The sequence below is a fragment of the Azorhizobium sp. AG788 genome, assembly GCF_943371865.1.
Lineage (GTDB): Bacteria > Pseudomonadota > Alphaproteobacteria > Rhizobiales > Xanthobacteraceae > Azorhizobium.
The window spans coordinates 1-21,484 of the sequence record NZ_CALRWL010000062.1 but is presented as its reverse complement, the minus strand read 5'-3'; the positions used below and the strand labels follow the sequence as shown (position 1 = coordinate 21,484).

At 66.4% G+C, this 21,484-nt stretch carries 16 protein-coding genes; 8 read left to right on the top strand and 8 right to left on the bottom strand.

Translation table 11 applies throughout. The annotated features are described in order from the left end of the window. Positions 1 to 4: 4 nt before the first annotated feature. Entirely contained in the window at positions 5 to 1,120 is a 1,116-nt protein-coding gene (locus tag AAG816_RS24665) for an FAD binding domain-containing protein (RefSeq protein ID WP_341992359.1), read from the top strand. A 250-nt stretch (positions 1,121 to 1,370) separates the two neighbouring features. Here the strand turns inward: AAG816_RS24665 and AAG816_RS24660 are convergent, their stop codons facing one another. From AAG816_RS24660 to AAG816_RS24640, 5 genes are all read right to left on the bottom strand, one after another. After that, the gene (locus tag AAG816_RS24660; RefSeq protein WP_341992358.1) at positions 1,371 to 2,597 is read right to left on the bottom strand and encodes an MFS transporter; all 1,227 of its coding nucleotides are present in this window, start codon (positions 2,595 to 2,597) and stop codon (positions 1,371 to 1,373) included. A gap of 174 nt (positions 2,598 to 2,771) precedes the next feature. Further along, positions 2,772 to 3,962 carry a cupin domain-containing protein gene (locus AAG816_RS24655; protein ID WP_341992357.1) on the bottom strand — a complete coding sequence of 397 codons (1,191 nt, stop codon included), beginning with the start codon at positions 3,960 to 3,962 and terminating at the stop codon, positions 2,772 to 2,774. Positions 3,963 to 4,158: 196 nt separating this feature from the next. Continuing rightward, a complete protein-coding gene (locus tag AAG816_RS24650) occupies positions 4,159 to 5,130 on the bottom strand; it encodes an HlyD family secretion protein (protein WP_341992356.1) in 972 nt (323 codons plus the stop codon). After that, a complete protein-coding gene (locus AAG816_RS24645) occupies positions 5,127 to 5,333 on the bottom strand; it encodes a DUF1656 domain-containing protein (RefSeq protein ID WP_341992355.1) in 207 nt (68 codons plus the stop codon). Before AAG816_RS24645 ends, AAG816_RS24650 begins: the two co-directional genes overlap by 4 nt. 13 nt (positions 5,334 to 5,346) lie before the next feature. Next, positions 5,347 to 7,407: an FUSC family protein gene (locus AAG816_RS24640; protein ID WP_341992354.1), complete on the bottom strand. Its 2,061-nt coding sequence runs from the start codon at positions 7,405 to 7,407 to the stop codon at positions 5,347 to 5,349. Positions 7,408 to 7,717: 310 nt separating this feature from the next. Between AAG816_RS24640 and AAG816_RS24635 the strand changes: the two genes are divergently transcribed. Next, positions 7,718 to 9,748, top strand: coding sequence for a YgiQ family radical SAM protein (locus tag AAG816_RS24635; RefSeq protein ID WP_341992365.1), 2,031 nt, complete (start codon positions 7,718 to 7,720; stop codon positions 9,746 to 9,748). 45 nt (positions 9,749 to 9,793) lie between these two features. On the opposite strand, the gene AAG816_RS24630 is transcribed toward AAG816_RS24635, so the two are convergent. Beyond that, a complete protein-coding gene (locus tag AAG816_RS24630) occupies positions 9,794 to 11,080 on the bottom strand; it encodes an RsmB/NOP family class I SAM-dependent RNA methyltransferase (protein ID WP_341992353.1) in 1,287 nt (428 codons plus the stop codon). 320 nt (positions 11,081 to 11,400) lie between these two features. Here AAG816_RS24630 and AAG816_RS24625 point away from each other — a divergent pair, with 320 nt between their 5' ends. After that, complete coding sequence (locus tag AAG816_RS24625; RefSeq protein ID WP_341992352.1) at positions 11,401 to 12,873, top strand: YdiU family protein; 1,473 nt, start codon at positions 11,401 to 11,403, stop codon at positions 12,871 to 12,873. 51 nt (positions 12,874 to 12,924) lie between these two features. On the opposite strand, the gene AAG816_RS24620 is transcribed toward AAG816_RS24625, so the two are convergent. Then, the gene (locus tag AAG816_RS24620; protein ID WP_341990871.1) at positions 12,925 to 13,371 is read right to left on the bottom strand and encodes an Rrf2 family transcriptional regulator; all 447 of its coding nucleotides are present in this window, start codon (positions 13,369 to 13,371) and stop codon (positions 12,925 to 12,927) included. A gap of 435 nt (positions 13,372 to 13,806) precedes the next feature. Here AAG816_RS24620 and AAG816_RS24615 point away from each other — a divergent pair, with 435 nt between their 5' ends. From AAG816_RS24615 to AAG816_RS24595, 5 genes are all read left to right on the top strand, one after another. Further along, positions 13,807 to 14,148, top strand: coding sequence for a hypothetical protein (locus tag AAG816_RS24615; protein WP_341992351.1), 342 nt, complete (start codon positions 13,807 to 13,809; stop codon positions 14,146 to 14,148). A 143-nt stretch (positions 14,149 to 14,291) separates the two neighbouring features. Next, the gene (locus AAG816_RS24610; protein ID WP_341992350.1) at positions 14,292 to 16,535 is read left to right on the top strand and encodes a TonB-dependent siderophore receptor; all 2,244 of its coding nucleotides are present in this window, start codon (positions 14,292 to 14,294) and stop codon (positions 16,533 to 16,535) included. A 62-nt stretch (positions 16,536 to 16,597) separates the two neighbouring features. Further along, entirely contained in the window at positions 16,598 to 17,974 is a 1,377-nt protein-coding gene (locus tag AAG816_RS24605) for a PepSY domain-containing protein (protein ID WP_341992349.1), read from the top strand. Positions 17,975 to 18,038: 64 nt separating this feature from the next. After that, positions 18,039 to 18,224, top strand: coding sequence for a hemin uptake protein HemP (locus tag AAG816_RS24600; RefSeq protein ID WP_341992348.1), 186 nt, complete (start codon positions 18,039 to 18,041; stop codon positions 18,222 to 18,224). 82 nt (positions 18,225 to 18,306) lie between these two features. Then, positions 18,307 to 19,578 (top strand): DUF763 domain-containing protein, encoded by a 1,272-nt coding sequence (locus AAG816_RS24595; RefSeq protein ID WP_341992347.1) that lies wholly within the window; start codon positions 18,307 to 18,309, stop codon positions 19,576 to 19,578. A gap of 9 nt (positions 19,579 to 19,587) precedes the next feature. Here AAG816_RS24595 and AAG816_RS24590 read toward each other — a convergent pair whose 3' ends face one another. Continuing rightward, complete coding sequence (locus AAG816_RS24590) at positions 19,588 to 21,069, bottom strand: diguanylate cyclase (protein ID WP_341992346.1); 1,482 nt, start codon at positions 21,067 to 21,069, stop codon at positions 19,588 to 19,590. Positions 21,070 to 21,484 lie beyond the last annotated feature (415 nt).

The window sequence follows — 21,484 nt, the reverse complement described above, 5'->3', positions numbered from 1 at the left end:
GGCCATGACCCCACGCATCCTCATCGTCGGCGGTTCGATCGGCGGCCTGTTCGCCGCCGTGCTGCTGCACCGGGCCGGCTTCGACGTCACCGTGACCGAGCGCTCGGTCAAAGGCCTGGAAGGGCGTGGTGCCGGTCTGGTCGCGCAGCAGGAGGTGTTTGCCATCCTGCGCGAGGTGGGGGTGGAGCATGTGGCCCAGATCGGCGTGGTGGCCCACGAGCGGATCTATCTTGACCGCGAGGGGGATATCATCCAACGGCAGCGGACGCCGCAGATGCAGTTGTCCTGGGACGTGCTGTTCCGCACCTTCCGCGATCTGCTGCCTGACGACCGCTACCAGACCGGGCGGCGCGCCATCGGCGTGGTCCGTGAGGCGCACGGTGCCCGCGTGCGATATGCGGACGGAGGGGAGGAGCGCGCAGATCTGGTGGTCGGTGCCGACGGCATTGGCTCGGCGGTGCGGGCCGCTGTCGCCGGGCCGCACTCCGTGCCGGACTATGTCGGCTACGCAACGTGGCGCGGGCTGGTCCCCGAGGGCGCGGTGCCAGCGGCCGCCGCCGGCCAGTTGTTCGAACGCTTCGCCTTCTACGAGATGGCCGGATCGCACATCCTGGGTTATCTGGTTGCCGGACCGGATGGCGCGACCGCTCCCGGGCGTCGCCGCTACAACTGGGTCTGGTACCGCCGCTATGCCCCCGAGGCGCTTGATGCGGTGCTCACCGATATCGAGGGCAAACGCTTGCCGTTCTCGCTCGCGCCGGGCCGTGTGCGGCCCGACGATGTCGCCGCCCTGCGGGCGGACGCCGGACGTCTGTTGCCACCTTCATTCGCCGACGCCGTGGCAGCCGAGCCGCGCCCCTTCGTTCATGCCATCTTCGACTATGTGCCTGCGCGGATGGTGTTGGGGCGGATCGCGCTCATGGGCGACGCCGCCTTTGTGGCGCGCCCACACACGGCCATGGGTGTCGCCAAGGCGGCGGGAGATGCCTTCGCCCTGCGAAATGCCCTGCGCAACGGCCCCGATCTCGACGCTGCGCTCGTCGCTTATGAGGCTGACCGCATGCCGGTGGGGCGCTCCATCGTGGCTTATGGACAGAGGCTGGGGCAATCCCTGGGCTGAGCCGCCGGCGTAAAGCCGCGGCCGTCGGCATCAAAGGCCCCGTGATCGACGGCCGAGGCACGCCGCGATGTCATGCCGTCCCCACACTCGGGTCAGGGCGCGGCCGCGATGGCTGGTGAAGCACTCATCGCGGCGTCATTTCCTCGCAAAGACGCTCCTTGCAAAGGCCATAGGCACGACGAACGGTCGCTCCTGCCGAGCCGACCAGGCAACCGCCGCCGATGTCGCATCCGCCTGGTGGTATCGCAGCTTACCTATGCCATCTGTTCGTCCAGGTCCCGACCAGGGCGGCGGCCAGGCAGGCGGCGGCGCCTGTCATCAGGGCCAGCCTCGGATTGACGCTGTCGATGTAGCCGATGATGGTGGCGCCGATGGGCGTCGAGCCGATAAAGGCGGTCGACCACAGCGCCATGACCCGCCCCCGGAACCGGGGTTCCGCGACCAGTTGGAGGGTACTGTTGCCCGTGGTGATGAACATGATGCTGGCAAAGCCCACCAGGATCAGCAGCGGCACCGCGACGGCAGTGGACGACGTCATTGCGGTGGCAGACATGCCGGCGGCATAGATCAGGGCCGCGCGGACCATCCGCGGCAGGCCGGTTTCGGGCCGGACCACGCAGTAGATGCCGCCGAGGACGGACCCTGCGCCGAACGCGCCGATCAGCCAGCTATATGTGGTTGCTTCCCCATGAAGGGTGACATGGGCGAACAGGGGAAGGCTGACTTCGAACTCATAGGTGAAGGTGCCGATCAGCGCCATCATGGCGATCGGCCCGATGATCTCGGGCACCGTCAGCGCGTAGCGCAGGCCTTGCAGCAACTGTCCGCGGGCTGATTGCGTGGGCGCAACGGGATGAAGGTCAGCGACCCGCATCGTGGCAAGCGCGTAGAGCACGCACAGGAAGCTCCCCGCATTCACCAGGAAGCACCAGCTGATCCCGATGGTGGCGATGAGCCCGGCCGCCACAATGGGGCCGACGGCCCGGCCGACATTGACGAATGTGCTGTTCAGGGTGACCGCGTTGCGGATGAGGCCTGTGCCGACCATTTCCGGAATGAACGCCTGCCGCGCCGGATTATCCAGCGCGGACAGGACGCCAAAGGCTAAGGCGAACAGGAACATCGCCGGAAGCGTGATCGTCTGCGTGAGCACCATGGCTCCCTGCAGCAGCGAAACCATGGCGAGGCAGGTGGCTGTCAGGATCAGCACGCGGCGCTTGTCGGATCGGTCGACGATGAGGCCGGCATAGGGCGTCAGCAGCATGACGGGCAGATAGCGCGCGGCAGTGACAAAGCCGACCGCTTTTGCTGAATTGGTGAGCTGGAGCACAAGAACGGCCTGGGCCACGGTCTCCGTCCAGGAGCCCACCAGGCTGATACCTTGACCGGAGACGAACCGCTTGAAGTTCGGCACGGCGAAGGCCGCGAACAGGCGTTGGCGCGCCTCGGCGGTGAACGGGCGGGGGGCGCTGGTCACCTGCCGGGAGGCAGAGTGGGAGACGCCGACAGGGTCAGGCCCGCGCGCTTGCGATGCGTCCCCCACGATGACAATTCCCTTGCTTTGACGCCGGCGGGCGATCGGCTGATGTCGTCGGGATGGCGGGTGTGTCCGCGGCCGGATCCACAAGGGATCCGGCCGCGCCGTGGGGGCCTATCGCAGCAGCGGGTGATCTCCGGTCGGGATCTTTTCGAGGTCGGCGCGCGACAGGTTGGTGTGAGCCATCGCCGCTTGCTCGGGCAGAGCGCGCAGCCACCGGTTGAGCGAGATCTCCTGGAATTCGCCCGCCACGAACATCTCAAGGAACACGAGATCCTCGTCGCCGGTGTTCTCGATATAATGCCCCGCCATGTTGGAGACGAAGCCGACATCATTGGCGGTGAAGTCCATGGTCCGGGCCGCTTCCTGGCCGGGGAACACCGTCATGCGGCCCTTGCCCTTGATCCAGTATTGCCATTCGCTGCCATTGGGGTGCCAGTGCAGCTCACGCATGCAGCCTGGCTTCACCGTTACAATGGCGGAGGCGATCTTCTGCGAGGCGGGGAAGTTCCGCGAATCGATGATCTTCACGTTGCCGGCGTCGCTCTCCTTCGTCGGCTTCATCGTGCTGGCCTTGAAGGTGTAGGACATCTTCGGCTTGGCGGCATGCTGGGCGACCTCGGCGATCTCCTGCTCCAGCGACTTTTCCGGCTCATCGCTCGGGAAGATGTAGAGCGGCTCGCCCTTCGGCAGTTTCGCGATCGCCTCGGCGCTCAGGCCAAAATTGCGCTGAAGGATTTCCGGCGGGGTATGCTTCAGCCAGTCGGACAGCAGGAGCGTGCTCTCCTCGGAGAAGTCGCCTTGGTTGAAGACGAGCAGGAATTCACATCCATCCTCGCCCAGCGCCTGGATGGAGTGGGGCGCGCCGGCCGGGAACAGCCACAAATCGCCGGCGGAGACATCATCGACGAACATGGCGCCATCGGGCGTGAACACCGTCACCCGCGCCTTGCCGGACAACATGATCGCCCACTCATCGGCGAGGTGCCAGTGCAGCTCCCGGAAGCTGCCCTTGGTCAGGCGCATGTTGACGCCGGCAATATCCTTGGAGACCGGGAGCTCGCGCGTCGTGACCTGGTGCGTCCAGCCGCCTTCCTGAACCCGGCGATGGGTGAGGTCGTAGGAATACCAGAACGGCTCGACCACGCCGTGATCGGTGGGGGGCGGCACGTCGGCGTTGGGATTGAGTTTCACCAGGCCGAGATTCTGCGGGCCGGGGTTGCTGGCGGAGGTGTCCCGCTCCGCCTTATCGGTTTCGCGAGCAAGGCTGCCGAGGAGCTCGGTGGGATCTGAAGACGAGGACATGCGTATTTCCTTCCATAGCGAGGTTCGGTGCTTGGGCGAGACGAGAGGCCGACCGCTTTCGGGGTGGGCGCAAAACCCGCATCAGCCAACGCGATGAGCATCGGATCTGGAGGCGCGAAGGAAAATTATACTCATGTATTCTTGGGTATATTTAGATGTAAGGATCTAAACCAATGTATGCGGCGGGCGCATCCCCTCATCGTTCGCTGACGGGACGAGGCGCTGCCGCCGGCCGCTCGGGCGGGAGCGCCGTGGCGGGGTCGCGCGGCGGGCGATCGCCGACGACCGAGACGGTGGCGGTCATGCCGGCGGCCAGCGTGATCGCCGGCGGCACATGATCCAGCACGACCCGCACGGGAACGCGTTGCGCGAGGCGCACCCAGGTGAAAATCGGGTTCACCGTCGCCAGCCCCGAGGCATCGGGCTGGGCGTTGGAGATGGCAATGCCGCGGCCAATGCCGACGATGCGGCCCGCAAGCTTGTCGGGATAGGCCATCAGCGAGACCTCCGCCGCATCGCCCAGATGCACGCCGCTCAGCACGGTCTCTTCGAAATAGCCGTCGACCCAGAAGCTGTCGCTGTCCACGATCGAAAGCGCGCGCTGCCCGGACGTCGCATAATCCCCCGGCTGGACGAGCAGATTGCTGATGTAGCCATTCACCGGCGACACGATCCGCGTGCGGCTGAGATCGAGCTTGGCCTTGTCGCGCACGGCGAGGGCCTCCTGGTAGGCCGCTGCGGCCATGGTCGCGGTGGCTGCAAAGCTCTCCTGCTCTTCCTTGGAGACAGCCAGTGAATTCAGCTCGGCCCGCCGTTGCGATTGGGCCTCCTTGTTCTGGAGATCCGCCTTGGCCCGCGCCGCCGCCGCCTCGGCATTGGCGAGCGCGATCTGATAATCGTCCTGCTCGATGACCATCAGCAGGTCGCCCTTATGCACCATCTGGTCGGCCTTGACCGCGAGCTCGACGATGCGCCCCGACACTTGCGGCGTGACGGTGACAACATAGGCGCGGACGGTGCCGTCGCGTGTCCATGGGGTCTCCATGTAGGCATGCCACATCCACCAGCCCAGGACACTTGCGGCAGCGAGCGCGCAGAGCGTGAAGACGACAGGCAATAGTCTGTGCGGGGCGGACGGGCGGTCTTCAGTCGGATGAATGGCGGTCATGGACGGGCTCCCACAACAAGGACGATGACGGAAAGGACGATGATGTAGATGCAGAGATTGAACAGGCCGGCGTGCCAGACCTTGCGCGAGAGACCGGAGCGATTGGCGAGCATGTTCAGCGGGAAGGTCGCGATCCAGGCCGCGAGCATCATCACCGCGAACGGAGCGACGTAGACCCCCAGGATGTTGATCTCGGTGTACACGGTTCAGGCTTCCTTACCGGAGGAACGACAGGGGCAGGCGATGGCTGTTGGCGGGTGCGCTCAGCAGCGCGGCATGGGCATCCGTGGCATCCACGATCACCGCCACAGCTGCACGCAGACGCACGAATGGTGACGTTGGCAGGTCCGGTGCGAGAACCGGTTCTGCCTCGCCGACGGGATTGATCTGTTCCAGCGCCTCCCGCGCGGGGGAGAGGCGCCCTGCCGCGAGGTGGTCAAGCGCCTGCAGCAGCAGCCGGCGCTTTGGCTCGCTGGGCACCACCGCCCTGAGATAGAGGGCCGCTTGCCCAAGCGCGAGCAGCGCGGTGAGCCGGCCAGCGATCTCCAGCGTGGTCTGCGGCGGCAGCGCCTCGATGCGTCGGGTCAGCAGGTCCGTCCAACCGGCCTGATCTGCATGCCAGGACCCGTCAGCCAAGCTGCGAAAATCACGCAGCGACAACGCCACCAGACGCTGAGCGCGTCGTCCTGGATCCACCACCGGTATGACGATGAAGAACATCGTGCCGACGACAGTGCCGGCGACGATCGCCAGCGCCAGATTGAAGTAATCCGATGCGCTATAGATGATCGGGTTTCCCACGCCCAAAAGGGGCAGTGACACGATCGACATGGCGAGAAACACCACACTGTGCCAGGTGCCAGCCTGCAGGATGCCGATGGGCAGGAAGAGAAGAGTGAGCACGATCGCGAGCGCCGGAAAGGTCGAGAGCGCCGGCAGAACTGCGAAATAGAGCCCGCCGCCGAGCACGGCCATCAGGACGGCGCCGATGGCATAGTCTTTCGCAAGCGCATGAGCCTGATCGCCGAACGACCCGAATATGAGCGTGCCGATGGCTGCGAAGACGACGGCGAACGAGCCGTTCGGCCAGGCGGTTTCAACCCAAAAACAGGCCATGGCGAGGACGGCGACGAAGACCCGGACGCCGTTCAGGATGGCGGGCAGGGGATCTGTCACCACCAGCGGCGAAGGCCGCCAGGACATACGCTCCCCCTCCCGGTCCCTCAGCAGGATCACACAGTCGATCGTCGCGGCAAGGCTGATCGCCACATCGCGGGACGCGTCGACGATCATGCAGCCGGTGGCATTGCTGCTCGGGATGGTGCGGATTTGCGCGATAACCTCCCGGCAGCTGCGCTGGAGGCCCGTCGGGTCGCGGCCAAGCTGTGAGAGGTCAATGCGCTGCAGGAGAGGAACCACGATCCCGATGATCGCGGCGCCGTCTTCCTCTTGGCGTGCCAGGTGGTTGCCCACATTGCGCCAGGCCACCAGGGCGCTGACCAGCGCTGCGACCATCTGCTTCAGATTACCGGTACGGGAGCGAAAGAATGCGGATTCGCCGATCGTTGCATCGACCTGGGCATCGATGGCACCGAGGCTCCGCGCCAGATCCCGGCGCGCCGCTTGCAACGCCGGCGTGTCGTCCCCTGCGGTCAGTGTTCCAAGAAAGCCGCTCGCGATGCGCGCGGCGGTCTGCTGCAACGTATTCGCCAGTTGCCGGCTGGCGGTGCCGAAATCGGTGAGGAGCATCACGAACCCCGCCGCCCCGATGCCGATGCAGATCTCCCCCACGCGGATTACCGACAGCAAGAACGCGTTGGCGGGGTCCGTGAGCGAGTCGGCGAAGACGATGGTGGCGGTTATTCCGGCCAGTGCTGCAGCATAGGACCCGAAATTGCGGAACATGATCGTGGCGACGCCGCACAGTCCGCACCATAGCGCCAGGCACAGGATCAAGGTGTTGCGCGACTGGGGAAACAGCATCAGGAGCTGAACCATGGCCAAGGCCCCGACCACCGTGCCGAGGACGCGGTATCGCGCCTTCTGCAGCGAGGCCCCGAGGTTTGGCTGGCAAACAATGGCGGCCGTCGTCGCCGCCCAGAACGAATTCTCCAGTTCCAGAAAATAAGTGACGTAAAGCGCCAGGCACACCGAGGCCGCGAGACGCACGCCGAACAGCACACGCGGGTAGAACGTGACGAGGCGTCCCATGACCGCATCGATCTGAGCCGTCGTGCCGCGCACGACATCGGAACGATAAATGGGACTGTTGCTCATGACCTGCCGCCGGATTTGGACCCATGAATTCCGGCTCAAGCCTACGCAGGCGGCGCAGGGAAGAAATCATACGCTCGTGTTCGTCCATCCCCCTTTGGTTTGTATGGTCCGGTTTCGGCCAGCCGAGGCGTCACCCCGCGGTGCCGATCGGCTGATCGGCTTCGAGGACATCGTCATGGTGCGCCTCAGAGCGACGGCCCGCCGATTTCGGTAGCGGACGGGTTCTCGGCCTCCGCTGCACAAGGAGATTTGTCCAGGCCTGAGACAACGTCAGTTGAATTCACGGTTGTGGCGCCTTATGCGTGAGCCCATGGATACCCTGGCCCTCGCTGAAAAACCCTCGACGTCCTTGTCCTGCCACCGGCCGCCGCGGGGCAAGGCGGCGCCGTTCCTGCCCATGAGCCGCGCCGAGATGACGGCGCTCGGTTGGGACAACTGCGACATCGTCCTGATCACCGGCGACGCCTATGTGGATCATCCCAGCTTCGGCATGGCGATCATCGGCCGGCTGCTGGAATCCCAGGGCTTCAGGGTCGGCATCATCGCGCAGCCCGACTGGCAGTCGGCGGAGCCGTTCAAGGCGCTGGGCAAGCCGAATGTGTTCTTCGGCGTCACCGGCGGCAATCTGGACTCGATGGTCAACCGCTACACCTCGGATCGTCGGCTGCGCCACGACGACGCCTATACCGCCGGTGGCGAGGGCGGCAAGCGGCCGGACCGCTGCACCATCGTCTATACCCAGCGCTGCCGCGAAGCCTACAAGGATGTGCCGATCGTGCTCGGCGGCATCGAGGCCTCGCTGCGCCGCATCGCCCATTACGACTATTGGTCGGACAAGGTGCGCCGCTCGATCCTGGCCGACGCCAAGGCGGACCTGCTGATCTACGGCAATGCCGAGCGCGCCGTGGTCGAGGTGGCCAAGCGCATCGCCGCCGGAGAGGCGCCGCGCGAGCTGGAGTCCATCCGCGGCGTGGCGCTGTTCCGCAAGGTGCCCGAGCATTATACGGAATTGCATGCGGACGATCTGGATTCCGCCGACGAGGCCGCCGCCCGCGTCCCCGGCGATACGGTGATCCGGCTGCCGTCCTACGAGACGGTGGAGCAGGACAAGGAAGCCTATGCCCGCGCCTCGCGCGTGCTGCACCGGGAGGCCAATCCCGGCAATGCGCGCCCCCTGGTCCAGCGCCACGGCGACCGCGATCTGTGGCTGAACCCGCCGCCGATCCCGCTGACCTCCGACGAGATGGACGCGGTCTACGACCTGCCCTACGCCCGCGCGCCGCATCCCGCCTATGGCGATGCGAAGATCCCGGCCTGGGACATGATCAAGTTCTCGGTGACGGTGATGCGCGGCTGCTTCGGCGGCTGCACCTTCTGCTCCATCACCGAGCACGAGGGCCGCATCATCCAGAACCGCTCGGAAGGGTCGATCCTGCGCGAGATCGAGCATATCCGGGACAAGACACCGGGGTTCACCGGCGTGATCTCGGACATCGGCGGGCCGACCGCCAATATGTACCGGATGGCTTGCAAGGATCCCAAGATCGAGGCCGCCTGCCGGCTGCCGTCCTGCGTCTTCCCCGACATCTGCCCGAACCTGAACACCTCCCATGACGACCTGATCCGGCTCTATCGCAAGGTCCGCGAAGTGAAGGGCGTCAAGAAGGTGATGGTCGCCTCCGGTGTGCGCTATGACCTGGCGGTGACCAGCCCGGAATATATCAAGGAGCTGGTGACCCATCACGTCGGCGGCTATCTGAAGATCGCGCCCGAACATACCGAGCGCGGCCCGCTCGACAAGATGATGAAGCCGGGCATCGGCACCTACGACCGCTTCAAAGAGATGTTCGATGCGGCGGTGAAGCAGGCCGGCAAGAAATACTATCTCATTCCGTATTTCATTGCGGCGCATCCGGGCACGACCGACGAGGACATGATGAACCTCGCCCTCTGGCTCAAGAAGAACCGCTATCGCGCCGATCAGGTGCAGACCTTCCTGCCCTCGCCCATGGCGACGGCCACCGCCATGTATCATACCGGCATCAATACGCTGCGGGGCGTCCGGCGTGGGGCCAGCGACGAGGTGGAGACCATCACCGGGCTCCGGCAGCGCCGGCTGCACAAGGCGTTCCTGCGCTACCACGATCCGGACAATTGGCCGGTGCTGCGCGAGGCGCTGAAGGCCATGGGCCGCGCCGACCTCATCGGCTCGCGCCCGGACCAACTCGTGCCGGCGGTCCAGCCGCCCGGAACCGGCAAGGCTGCCGGGACGAAACGGCCCATACGCCCCAATAGCCGGGCGCAACGCTTCACCACGAAGGGCATTCCCCTGACCAAATGAACGGTCCGCACGGGCAGGGAGCGATCCCTGCGCGTGCGGTCCCCCTCAGCCCGCCGCCGGCTGCTCCGCCGATGGCGTGGTCTGGCGCTGCATCACGGCGGCAAAAAAGCCGTCGGTATCGTGCCGTGCGGGCGTCAGCGACAGATAGTCCGGATGGGCGGAGAAGGTCAGCTGCGGCGCGGCCTCGCGCAGCGGCATGACGTGAAAGGCCGGATGCGCCGCCAGGAAAGCGGCCACCTGCTCTTCATTCTCCTCCGCGAGCAGGGAGCAGGTGGCATAGACGAGCCGGCCACCGGGCTTCACCAGCCGCGCGGCGCTGGCCAGAATGTCCGCCTGCAGCGGCAGGAGATTATCCAGCCCCGGCCCCAGCGCCCGCCAGCGGGCATCGGGATTGCGCCGCCACGTGCCCGTGCCGCTGCACGGGGCATCCACCAGCACGCGATCGAATGAGCCCTTGTGGCGTTTCACCCAGCGATCCTTTTCGCTGGCCAACAGCCTGGTCTCGATATTGTGCAGGCCCGCGCGCCGGAACCGCTCCGTGCTGCGCTTCAGGCGGCTGGCCGAGACGTCGCAGGCGATCACGTGCCCCTTGTTTGCCATCTGCGCGGCGATCGCCAGGGTCTTGCCGCCGGCCCCGGCGCAGAAATCCACCACCCGTTCGCCCGGTCCCGCGTCCACCAGCAGGGCAACAAGCTGCGAGCCCTCATCCTGAATCTCGACCTCGCCGCTTTTCAACATCGGCAGGCTGGCCAATGAGGGCCGCTCTTTCACGCGGATCCCGAACGGCGCCATGCGGGAGGGTTCCGCCCGCAGCCCGAGATCCCGCAGCGCCGGCAATACGGCGTCGCGGGTGGACTTGAGCGGATTGACCCGCAGATCCAGCGGGGCGGCGGTCAGGAGCGCGGCCATCTCGCGCCCGAACGCGTCGTTAAAGCGGCGCCGCAACGGATCGACGGCCCAGGACGGGCATTCAAGGCGCACCTCGTCCGGCATGGCGGGATGGTCGATGGTGCCGCCCTGCAATTTGACCACCAGCGCGCGCTCGTGATCCAGCAGAGTGGCAGGCGCGAATTTGCCGCCGTTGAACAGGGCCTGGACCTGATCCCGCGTCTTGCCGCCATCCAGCGCCAGCCAGGCCAGCAGCCGGTTGCGCGGCACATCCTGGCGTCCGTGCTTGGCCAGCCACCAGCCCAGCCGGGCGTGATGCCGCAGCAACGCATAGAGCAAATCGGAAATCTGGCCGCGATCCGTGTCGCCGATATAGCGCCGGGCGCGAAACCACGCCGAGACCACAGCATCGGCGGGACGCGCGACACTATCGACGTCTTGCATCAGTTCGAGCGTGGCTTGCAGACGGGCGGCGGGTGTCACGGCGAGGGCATCAGGCTGGAAAAACGGCGGCACCATAAACGAGAGCGGGGCCGTTGGCCATTGGCGCCCGTGCGATGCGGCCCGCCGCGTATGAAGGGGGTGGTTGCGGCCGGAAAGCGGCCCGCCGCCCGCGTATTTTGCTTCCCCGATGCCGGCCGAATGCCGAGGAGCCTTGAAGACGATGGGGCGCCGGAACCCCCGTCCGCCGCGCCGGTTGTCGGCGACGCTCCTCGTGCCCATCTATGCCGCAACACGGGACGACGACACCAGAAGGTTCGGTCATGACAATTGCGTTCGAAAGCACCTTCAGTTCGCTTCCGGAGAGCCTCTTTTCACCTGTGCATCCGAGCGCGGTGCGGCAGCCGGCCCTGATCCGGCTGAATGACGCCCTCGCCGCCGAACTGGGCCTGGACGCACAGTGGCTGGGGAGCGCCGAAGGGCTCGCGGCCCTGTCCGGAAATGCGGTGCCGGACGCCTCCACGCCGATCGCGCTCGCTTATGCCGGACATCAGTTCGGCAATTTCGTTCCCCGCCTCGGGGACGGCCGCGCCATTCTTCTGGGCGAGGTGGTGGACCGGAACGGCAACCGGCGCGACATCCAATTGAAGGGCGCCGGGCGCACGCCCTATTCCCGACGGGGCGACGGGCGCGCTGCGCTGGGGCCGGTCCTGCGCGAATACATCGTCAGCGAGGCCATGGCTGCCCTCGGCGTCCCCACGACACGCGCCTTGGCGGCGGTCGCCACCGGCGACCGGGTCCAGCGCGAGACGGGGCTCCCCGGCGCGGTTCTCACCCGCGTGGCCGCCAGCCATATCCGGGTGGGGACGTTCCAGTATGCGGCCGTGCAGGGGGATGTGGCGGCCCTGCGGCGTCTCGCGGACTATGTGATTGCACGGCATTATCCCGATGCCGCCGCGGCGGACAATCCTTACCTGGCGTTGCTCGATCATGTGGTCCGCGCTCAGGCCCGCCTGATTGCGCACTGGATGGCGCTCGGCTTCATCCACGGCGTGATGAACACCGACAACATGGCCATCTCGGGCGAGACCATCGACTACGGCCCATGTGCCTTCCTCGACGCCTACGACCCGGCCAAGGTGTTCAGTTCCATCGACGAAATGGGTCGATATGCCTTCGGCAACCAACCCCGCATCGCGGTGTGGAACCTGGCCCGGCTGGCGGAGGCCCTGTTGCCCCTCATCGACGAGACCCCGGACGCGGCGATAACGAAGGCCGAGGAGGTGCTCAGGGGGTTCGCACCGCTGTTTGAGGAGACCCACCTGCAGCGGCTGCGGGCGAAGCTCGGGCTCAGCACCCCCATGCCGGAGGACGCCGGCCTCATCGAGGATCTCCTGCGCACCATGCACGAGGGACAGGCGGACTTCACCCTCACGTTCCGAGCGCTGTCGCAGCTTCCGTCAGACGAAACCGCGCCGACCGACCTGGCCGACCTGTTCTCCGATCCGGACCGTCTCACCGCCTGGTATGTCCGCTATAGGGACCGCTTGCGGCAGGAGCCGGCCTCCCCGGAGGAACGGGCGCGCGCGATGACGGCGACCAACCCGCGGGTCATCCCGCGCAATCATCGGATCGAAGCCGTCATCCGCGCGGCCGTAGAGGACGGCGACTACGCGCCATTTCACGCCCTCGTCACCGTGCTTGCCACACCTTATGCAGACCAGCCGGCGCACGATGCCTATGCCGCACCGCCCGCGCCCGATGAAGCGGTGCTGCGGACCTTCTGTGGCACCTAAGGCGGTTCTCGCCCGCCGCGGAGCGCTGCGCGGTTTTACGCCGGGCTGCCGTCAAATATAGTCGACGAAGGCGGCGAGCGGGTCCTGCCGCAGGTCGCGCATCTGGGTGAGGGTATAGGTGTCCAGCACGGTGCCCATGGCATCGCGCACCTTGACCATGAGCCTGCGCACTTCACAGGCGGCCAGATTGCAGTCCTCGCAGGGCACGAAGGCGTTGCGGCTGGCGCAGGGGAGGGGGGCGAGCGGGCCGTCCAGCGCCCGGATCAAATCGCCGACGATGATCTCCTCCGGCGGGCGGGCGAGCTTGTAGCCGCCGCTCTTGCCCTTCTTGGAGGTGAGGAAGCCGGCATTGCGCAATTCGCCCAGGATCACGTCCAGGAACTTCTTGGGGATCTGATTGGCGTCGGCGATTTCGGCGACCTGATTGGTCTCCCCCGGCGCCAGACGCGCCAGATGTACCGCAGCCTTCAGGCCATACTTGCCCTTTTTGGTCAGCATTTCACGCCCCTCGCCGGGGATATGGGCGATGGACGCAGCAAGGTCAATCTCTGCACCTCTGACGACCGCGGCGTGATCCTGGCGCGGAGGGCCGAAAGCCTGCGGGGAACGCCGCTTTCCCGTCTGCGCTTTGCTCATGGTCGACGCCGGGAGTCCCACCGATGGGCTCTCTTGGGTCGGGTTCGCTCCCCAAAAGGCGTTGAGGCGCTTTCCCCTCCCATCCGGCGCCGGGCCGAGGGCGACGGGCGCGGGGCGGTCGGATGCGGCGCATCTGCCTTTCAACCGACCGATTGCCGCATCGGCAGTTGATTGCGGACCGGCCACAGCGGATGTTCTATACCCGCAGCATGTGATGACCTGGTGGTGCCGTTCGTGACCCGCGCTGTCCCCGCAACTCCCGGCATGAGGAGATGGAAGGCCTGCACCGCGCTTGTGGTGGCGTATCTGCTTGTCTTCCAGTTGCTCATCCTGGGTGTTGCGGTGGGGGCGCAGGCGTCGGTCGTCGGGTCGGCCGGCGCCGATGGCATCCTGTGCACCGCGGCGGGCGCCCATTCCAGCGACGCGCCGACCGAGGATGACCGCGGCCATATCGGCCAATGCTGCACGGTCGGCTGTCCCATGCTGGGCGGGCTGGGGCTCGCGCCGCCGCTCCTCGGTCCTGGGGGGCCTGCGGACTTCGCCTTTGTCACCCGCCTCGCCGTGCCGCAGGCCGCATGCCCCGACCCCAAGCGGGCGGGATCATCCTTCAGTGCCCGGGCGCCACCGGCGGTGATCTGACCGGCTTCGCCCCGCATCGTTCGACCTGACCTCTCGCCCTTGCCGCATCGGCACGCCTGTCCCAGGCTGCCCGGCCAGTGCGCCATGGCCAGGCGGCGATGTCGATTGCCTGACGATCCCATTGCACTGGAAGAACCCCCGCTATGACTTCCGCTTTCCTGCCGTGCCGCCTCGTGCGGCGCGCGGGCGTGGCGCTGCTGCTTGCCAGCACCGCCATCCTGCCCGCACATGCCCAGCAGACCACGCGATCCGCGACCTCCTCCTCCAGCGAGACCGGGGCGGTGGAACTGCCGACCGTGACTGTCCAGTCCGTCTCGCCCGCCGAGGCGCTGATCCTGCCGGACATCGCCAAGTTGAACCTGAAGAACGAGACCGGCAGCCTGGTGGGGCTGACGCCGTTCGAGACGCCTGCCAGCGTCGATATCGTCACCCAGCCGGAGATGCAGGATCGCGGCCTGCGCACCCTGACCGAGGTCTACAACACCGTGCCCGGCGTCATGGCCGGCACGCTGCCGGGCGAGCCCGGCGTGACCTCGATCCGCGGCTTCTCCCGCGGCGCGGTGGGCTATTCGGTGGATGGCATGTCGGTGCCGGACCCGCTGCTGATGTCGCGCAATTACGACAGCTTCACCTATGACCGGGTGGAGGTGCTCAAGGGCCCGGCCTCGGTGATCTCCGGCAATGGCGCGCTGGCCGGCACCATCAATCTGGTGACCAAGCAGCCGGAGCTGAACAGGAATTTCGGCCAGGCGCTGGTCAGCTACGGCAGCTTCGATACCGTGCGCACCGGGGTGGATTACAATCTCGCTTTGGGCCAGAACGCCGCCGTGCGCGCCAGCGTGCTCTACAACCAGTCCAACGGCTATATCAACGACACCGGCTCGGAGCAGGTGGCGGTGACCACCGCCGCCACCATCGCCCTGTCGGATCGCCTGACCACCACCGCGGCCATCGACTATTTCCACGACGCCTATAACACCCCCTACCAGGGGGCGCCGCTGATCGCCCGCTCGGCGGCGATCTCGCCCTCCAGCCTGGTCTCGGCACCGGGCGGCCTGGTGATCGACAAGGCGCTGCGCAACCAGAACTACAATGTGAACAATGGCGAGATGAATTCCGACGCGGTGTGGGTCCGCGACCGCACCGAGTATGAGCTGACCGACAATTGGACCCTGCGCAACGACGTCGGTTATTATTCCTCCGACCGGCTGTGGGCCAATTCCGAGGACTTCACCTACAATAACGCCACCCGCCTGCTGGATCGCAGCACCACGAAGATCACCCATGATCAGCAGGTGTGGTCGGAGCGGGCCACCGCCCTGTTCGACGGCACTATCTGGAACATGCGGCACCGCTTTGCGGCGGGGCTGGAATATGTGTCCACGACATTGGATTCCGAACGGCGCTTCGGCACCACCACCTCGGTGAGCCCCTATGCTCCCAACCGGGGCTATTTCCCCGCTTTGGACACCGCGGCCAATTTTTCCACCCGGCAGAATTACAACAGCCAGGTGGATACCACCGCGGTGTTCGCCGAAGACGCCATTAATCTCACGCCCAACTGGCTGGTGGTGGGCGGCATCCGCTATGAGAACATTCAGCTGGATCGCCAGATCTCCAATCTGAATACCTTCACGCTCCAGAATTTCGGCAATAATTATGAGAGCGTGTCTTGGCGGATCGGGACGGTCTACGACATCCTGCCGGGTACGGCGCTGTTCGCCCAGTACAATCAGGCGACAGTGCCGGTGACCTCGCTGCTGCTCAGCAATCTGGCCAATTCGAAGTTCGAATTGTCTACGGGCAATTCGGTCGAGGCCGGCATCAAGTCCACCTTCTGGAATAACCGCGTGGTGACCACCGCTTCGGTCTATCAGATCGAGGAATACAACATCCTCACCCGCGATCCGAACAACCCGGCCTTGACCGTGCAGGGCGGCAGCCAGCGCTCGCGCGGCTTCGAGGCGGAGGTGGCTGTGGCCCTCACCGACCAACTGAAGCTGACGGCCAACACCTCCTACATCAATGCGGAGTTCACTAACCTGTGGTCCGCGGGCGCCAATCTGGCGGGCAACCGCCCGACCAATGTCCCCGAATGGACCTATCTGTTCCTGGCCAGCTATCGGTTCGACCAGATCCCGCTGACCCTGAATGCCCAGGTTCAGTACGTCAGCTCGTTCTACACCGACAATGCCAATACCATCGAGGTTCAGGGCCGCACTTTGCTGGATGCCTGGATCGCCTATGACATCGGTAAGGGAACGCTGCGGTTGCGCGGGCGCAACCTGACCAATGAATTCTATGCCGATTGGTCCGGCTACAGCTCGACGCAAGTGTTCCTGGGTGCGCCGCGCAGTTATGAACTCTCCTACACGACCAAGTTCTGATCGGGACGGGCGGGGGCAACCCCGCCCGTCATGCTTTGGCCCCGTGGTCTTCGGAGGTTGTCGTGACCCCTACGCTCTGGTCGTCCGCCGCGCTCTATCGCGCCGTGTGGCGCTGGCATTTCTATGCCGGCCTGTTCTGCGCCCCGTTCCTGCTGATCCTGGCGGTGACCGGGGCGATCTATCTGTTCAACGACGAATTGAACGATCTGATCTATCCCGAGCAGCGGCTGGTGGCGCTCTCGCAGGCGTCCGTTCCGCTCAGCGCGATGACGGCGGCGGCTGCGGCCGCCTTTCCCGGCGGGGTGGTGACGCGCATCGACACGCCCACCGCGCCGGGCCGCAGCGCGCAGGTGTTCGTCACCCCGAAAGCCGGCGAGCCGGTGCGGGTGTTCGTCGATCCCGGCACCGGGCGGGTGCTGGGCTCCTATATCTATACCCACACCCTGGTGGGGTTTGCCGATGTGGCCCACGGCTCGCTGATGCTGGGCGCGTTCGGCAATGGCGTGCTGGAACTGGCGGCGTGCTGGGGCTTCATCCTCACCGTCACCGGGCTCTATCTGTGGTGGCCGCGCAGCGGCAAGGGCGGGGTGGTCCTGCCGCGTTGGGGCCTGCGCGGGCGCGCCTTCTGGAAGGAATGGCACGCGGCCATCGGCCTGTGGACCGGGGCGCTGGTGCTGTTCCTGATCCTCACCGGCCTGCCCTGGGCCCATGTGTGGGGCGATCTGCTGCGGGCAGGCACCAATCTGGCCGGCATCGGCTATCCCACCAGCCATCGCGGCCATGGGGCGCCGGCAGTCTCCACGCCGACCCTCAAGGAGGAGACCCAGGGCGCCGCCCCCTGGACCCTGGAGGCGGCGCCGGCGCCGCAGTCGGACCTGCACGCGCATCACGCCACCGCCACGCCGGCGAACGGAAATATGCAACCGATCAGTATCGACCAGGTCGGCGCGGTCCTCGCCGCCCACGGCATGGCCTCGCCCTATCGGCTGAGCCTGCCGAAGGACGCCGCCGGCGCCTTCATCGCCCTGGTCTATCCCGATCAGCCCGAAGGCCAGCGCACGCTCTATATCGACCAATATTCCGGCGCGGTGATCGATGACGTGGGCTATGGGGACTATGGCCCCGCGGCCAAGGCGGTGGAACTGGGCGTGCAGATCCACATGGGCAATTATTTCGGGCGGCTCAACCAGATCCTGATGCTGCTGCCGTGCATCGGCATCGTGGTGCTGTGCATCAGCGGTCCCTACATGTGGTGGCGCCGCCGCCCCAAGGGCCAGATGGGTGCGCCGCGCGCCCTGGCGCGGCCCGCGCCGGGGGTGGTGGTGGCGATCATTCTCGGCCTTGCGGTGGTGTTTCCGCTGGCCGGCGCGTCTCTCCTGGTGGTGATGGCGGGCGATCTGATCGTCCGCCGCCTGCGGCTGAAGGCCCGGCCCGCATGAGCCGGCCAAGGGGACGCGGGGTCGGCGCACCGCGCACCATCCACCAACCCACAGGGAGGCAGTCATGACCGAGGCGACACCGCGGAACCCCATGGCCGCTGCTCATCCGGTGCGCTCCGTTGCGGTGGTGGGCGATCGGATCGAGAGCAAGGACCTGTTCGGCGCGGTCCGGGTGATCCAGATCGTCCATGGCGAGCAGGTCTATCAATTGCGGGTCACCGCCAACGACAAGCTCATCCTGGTCAAATAGGCCGGCGCCGCGCCCCGGTGCTGGGCGCGCCGGCGCGCGCGTGCTACAAGCGCGTTCCGTCTTCGTTCTCATGAGGCGCCCCGTGGGCCAGAGAGCCGGCAGTGCTGATCTGCCTCTGCATAATGGCCGCGTGCCGGCCTGGCTCGGCCAGCGCATGGCGCGGCTGGGCGGGGTGATCACGCAGGCCATCGTCCACCATTATGGCCGCGACGATTTCCTGCGCCGGCTGTCGCATCCGTTCTGGTTCCAGTCGTTCGGCGCCGTCATGGGCATGGACTGGCATTCCTCGGGCATCACCACTTCGGTGATCGGCGCGCTGAAGCGCGGGCTGGGGCCGATGTCGGGGGAATTGGGCCTGCATGTGTGCGGCGGGCGTGGCAGCCATTCGCGCAAGACCCCGGACGAACTCATGGCCATCGGCATGCGGGTGGGCCTGGATGGCGCCGACCTGGCGCGCACCAGCCGGCTGGTGGCGAAGGTGGACAGCGCCGCGGTGCAGGATGGCTTCGATCTCTATCTGCACGGCTTCATCGTCGCCGACGACGGCAAATGGGTGGTGGTGCAGCAGGGCATGAACGGCGCCAGCCGGCTGGCGCGGCGCTATCACTGGTTGTCGGAAGATCTGAAAAGCTTCGTCGAGGCGCCCCACACCGCCATCGATGGCCGGAACCAGGGCAACATCGTCAATCTCACCGACCGCCGCGCGGCGGCCTCGCGGGGCGGGCAGCTCGATCTGCTGAGCAGCCTCGGGCCGGATCGCATCGCCGACGAGATGCTCAAGCTGGAAGGTGGGCCGCGGCCGGAGCCGGTGGAGCCGGCGCAGGCGATGCTGCCGCATCTGGTGATGCCGGCCCATCACGACGTGCGGCCCAAGGATGTGATGATCCGCCGCCTGCACGGCGCGCTGCAGGCGGCGGCGGAATGCGGCCCGCAGGACTTTTCCGAGCTTTTGCTGGTGCCTGGCGTGGGCGCGCGGACGGTGCGGGCGCTGGCATTGGTGGCGGAGGTGGTGCACGGCGCCCCTTGCCGCTTCGCCGATCCCGCCCGCTTCTCGCTCGCCCATGGCGGCAAGGATCGCCATCCGTTTCCGGTCCCCACCCAGGTCTATGACGAGACCATTCAGGTGATGCGCACCGCCATGGCCAAGGCCCGGCTGGGCAATGAGGAACGCCTCGACGCCATCCGCCGCCTGGACGCGCAGTCACGCCATCTGGAGCGCACCGCCACCGGCCCCAGCCTGCCGGACTTCCTGGATGAGGAGCGCGCGCGATCCGTGGACTATGGCGGCCGCAGCGTGTTCGGCTGGGAGCCGGCCCCCACGCCGGGCAAGGGCAAGGCGCCGTCGCAGGGCTGAGGCCGCAGTTCAGCTGAAGGCCACGCGATTGCGGCCGCTGCGCTTGGCCAGGTAGAGGGCGGCGTCCGCAAGCGCGATGGCCTGGTTGACCGTCTGCCGCTCCGGTCCCGGCATCAGGATGTGCACGCCGACGCTGACGGTGGTGGGCTCGCGCATCTCCCGGCACTGGGCGATGTTCAAGCGCAGGCGCTCCGCCACGGTGCGCGCCGCGTGGGCCGTGGTGTCGGGCAGCACGACCAGGAACTCCTCGCCGCCGAACCGTCCCACCACATCGCTGGCGCGGCAGGCGGCAGTGATGTGGGCAGCGATGATCCGCAGCGCCTGATCCCCGTCCAGATGGCCGAAGCGGTCGTTGTAGGACTTGAAGTGATCCACATCGACCATGAGGAAGGCCAGCGGCCAGGCCTGTGCCGCGGCCTCCCCGTCGAGGTCGTCCAGCTTCTGGCGCAGGGCGCGGCGATTGAGAACCTCCGTGAGCGGATCCACCGAGGCCAGCAATGTGAGCTTCTGATTGGCCGCCTCCAGTTCCTGCTGCTGGCGCTCCCAGGCGGCGATGAGCATCTTCTGCGCGTCGATGCTCTGGATTTGCGAGACGAAGCAGCGCGGGCAGCCATCCTGCTCGCGCACCAGGGCGACCCGGCGGGCCACCCAGACCGCATGGCCATCCTTGTGCAGGAGCCGCTTTTCGACACTGCAGTTCAGGCTGGTCCCGTCCAGGAGGGTGCGAAGCTGGTCCCGGTCCGGCCCCGCGTCCGCCGGATGGGTGACGCTCTGGCAATCCAGCGCCAGAAGCTCGTCTTCCGTATATCCCAGCAGCTGACACAGGGCCTGGTTCACTTGCAGCCAGCGGCCGTCCATGCCCACCAGGCCCATGCCGATGGGGGCGGACTCGAACGCGGTCTGCAACAGCCGGCTGGCGGCCCAGCGCTGGCTGTCGGCCTCGCGCCGCTTCTGCTCCAGATGATCGCGTTCCACCAGATTGCCGAGCGCCTGGCCCATGAGTTCGAGCAATGCGATTTCCGCCGGATCGAACGGCTCCGGGCGCGGCGTGGTCGCCATCATGCTGATCACGCCGAACAGGTGGTGACCAATGAGGATCGGCGATCCCAGATAGGCCTGCGGCCGGGTCGGGCCGAGATAGGGATGGTCGCGGAACGCAGGATCGTTCTGCACATCATGGCTGAAGGCGCTGGCGCCGGTGGTCTGCACCTGGTGGGCAAAGGTGGCGGTGAGCGGCACCGTATCGCCCACGGTGAGGCCGTTCCGCGGCGGCGCGCCATGGGTGGCCAGCACGGTGAAATGGGTGCCGTCAATCCGCAGCGCGGTGCAGAAATCCGCTTCGAACTGGTCTGCGGCCATGGCCAGGAAGTTGCTGAGCTGCCGCCCCAAGCTCTCGGTATCGTCGGCGATCAGGGCCTGAAAGGCCTGAAGACGCGCCGCCCATCCGTACTGGCGCGGCAAGGAACCGGCATTGAGCTGTGCCTGCGACATGAGTCCACCACCTCAAAAGTTCCGCCGGGTCGTTTCAGGAGAGTTTGCCGGCGAATAATATCGTCATGTAAATGGTAGTATAATAACGAGAATTAAACACCGAAATCCGCGACAAAATGTCGCTAAAATAAATAGTTCGTCGCTCAAATCAAGTGAAGCGGATGCTTGGTGCTGATGATGCGGGGAATTTTGCATGCGCGTGCTCTGGCGCGCGTCCAAAGAACGGGCGTTCATTTCAGAAGCGATGCTGCGACCGCGCCAAATCAGGTGGATTGGTCGCCAGGAGCCGCCAGGGCCGCAAACGGTGGCAAGGGGCGGCGCTCCACTATGTTCGCAATATCGACCCGTTCCCCAAGGGCGTCATTGACGGAAGTCATAAAGCGCGGCGGGTCCCGCCCAGCCCCACCCCACGGCA

Bases quoted from the DNA above. Each gene is read 5' to 3' on its own strand.
- AAG816_RS24640 (WP_341992354.1), bottom strand. From the start codon at position 7,407: ATGAGCAACAGTCCCATTTATCGTTCCGATGTCGTGCGCGGCACGACG.
- AAG816_RS24625 (WP_341992352.1), top strand. From the start codon at position 11,401: ATGACAATTGCGTTCGAAAGCACCTTCAGTTCGCTTCCGGAGAGCCTC.
- AAG816_RS24600 (WP_341992348.1), top strand. From the start codon at position 18,039: ATGACCGAGGCGACACCGCGGAACCCCATGGCCGCTGCTCATCCGGTG.
- AAG816_RS24650 (WP_341992356.1), bottom strand. From the start codon at position 5,130: ATGACCGCCATTCATCCGACTGAAGACCGCCCGTCCGCCCCGCACAGA.
- AAG816_RS24665 (WP_341992359.1), top strand. From the start codon at position 5: ATGACCCCACGCATCCTCATCGTCGGCGGTTCGATCGGCGGCCTGTTC.
- AAG816_RS24610 (WP_341992350.1), top strand. From the start codon at position 14,292: ATGACTTCCGCTTTCCTGCCGTGCCGCCTCGTGCGGCGCGCGGGCGTG.
- AAG816_RS24635 (WP_341992365.1), top strand. From the start codon at position 7,718: ATGGATACCCTGGCCCTCGCTGAAAAACCCTCGACGTCCTTGTCCTGC.
- AAG816_RS24590 (WP_341992346.1), bottom strand. From the start codon at position 21,069: ATGTCGCAGGCACAGCTCAATGCCGGTTCCTTGCCGCGCCAGTACGGA.
- AAG816_RS24630 (WP_341992353.1), bottom strand. From the start codon at position 11,080: ATGCAAGACGTCGATAGTGTCGCGCGTCCCGCCGATGCTGTGGTCTCG.
- AAG816_RS24620 (WP_341990871.1), bottom strand. From the start codon at position 13,371: ATGCTGACCAAAAAGGGCAAGTATGGCCTGAAGGCTGCGGTACATCTG.
- AAG816_RS24655 (WP_341992357.1), bottom strand. From the start codon at position 3,962: ATGTCCTCGTCTTCAGATCCCACCGAGCTCCTCGGCAGCCTTGCTCGC.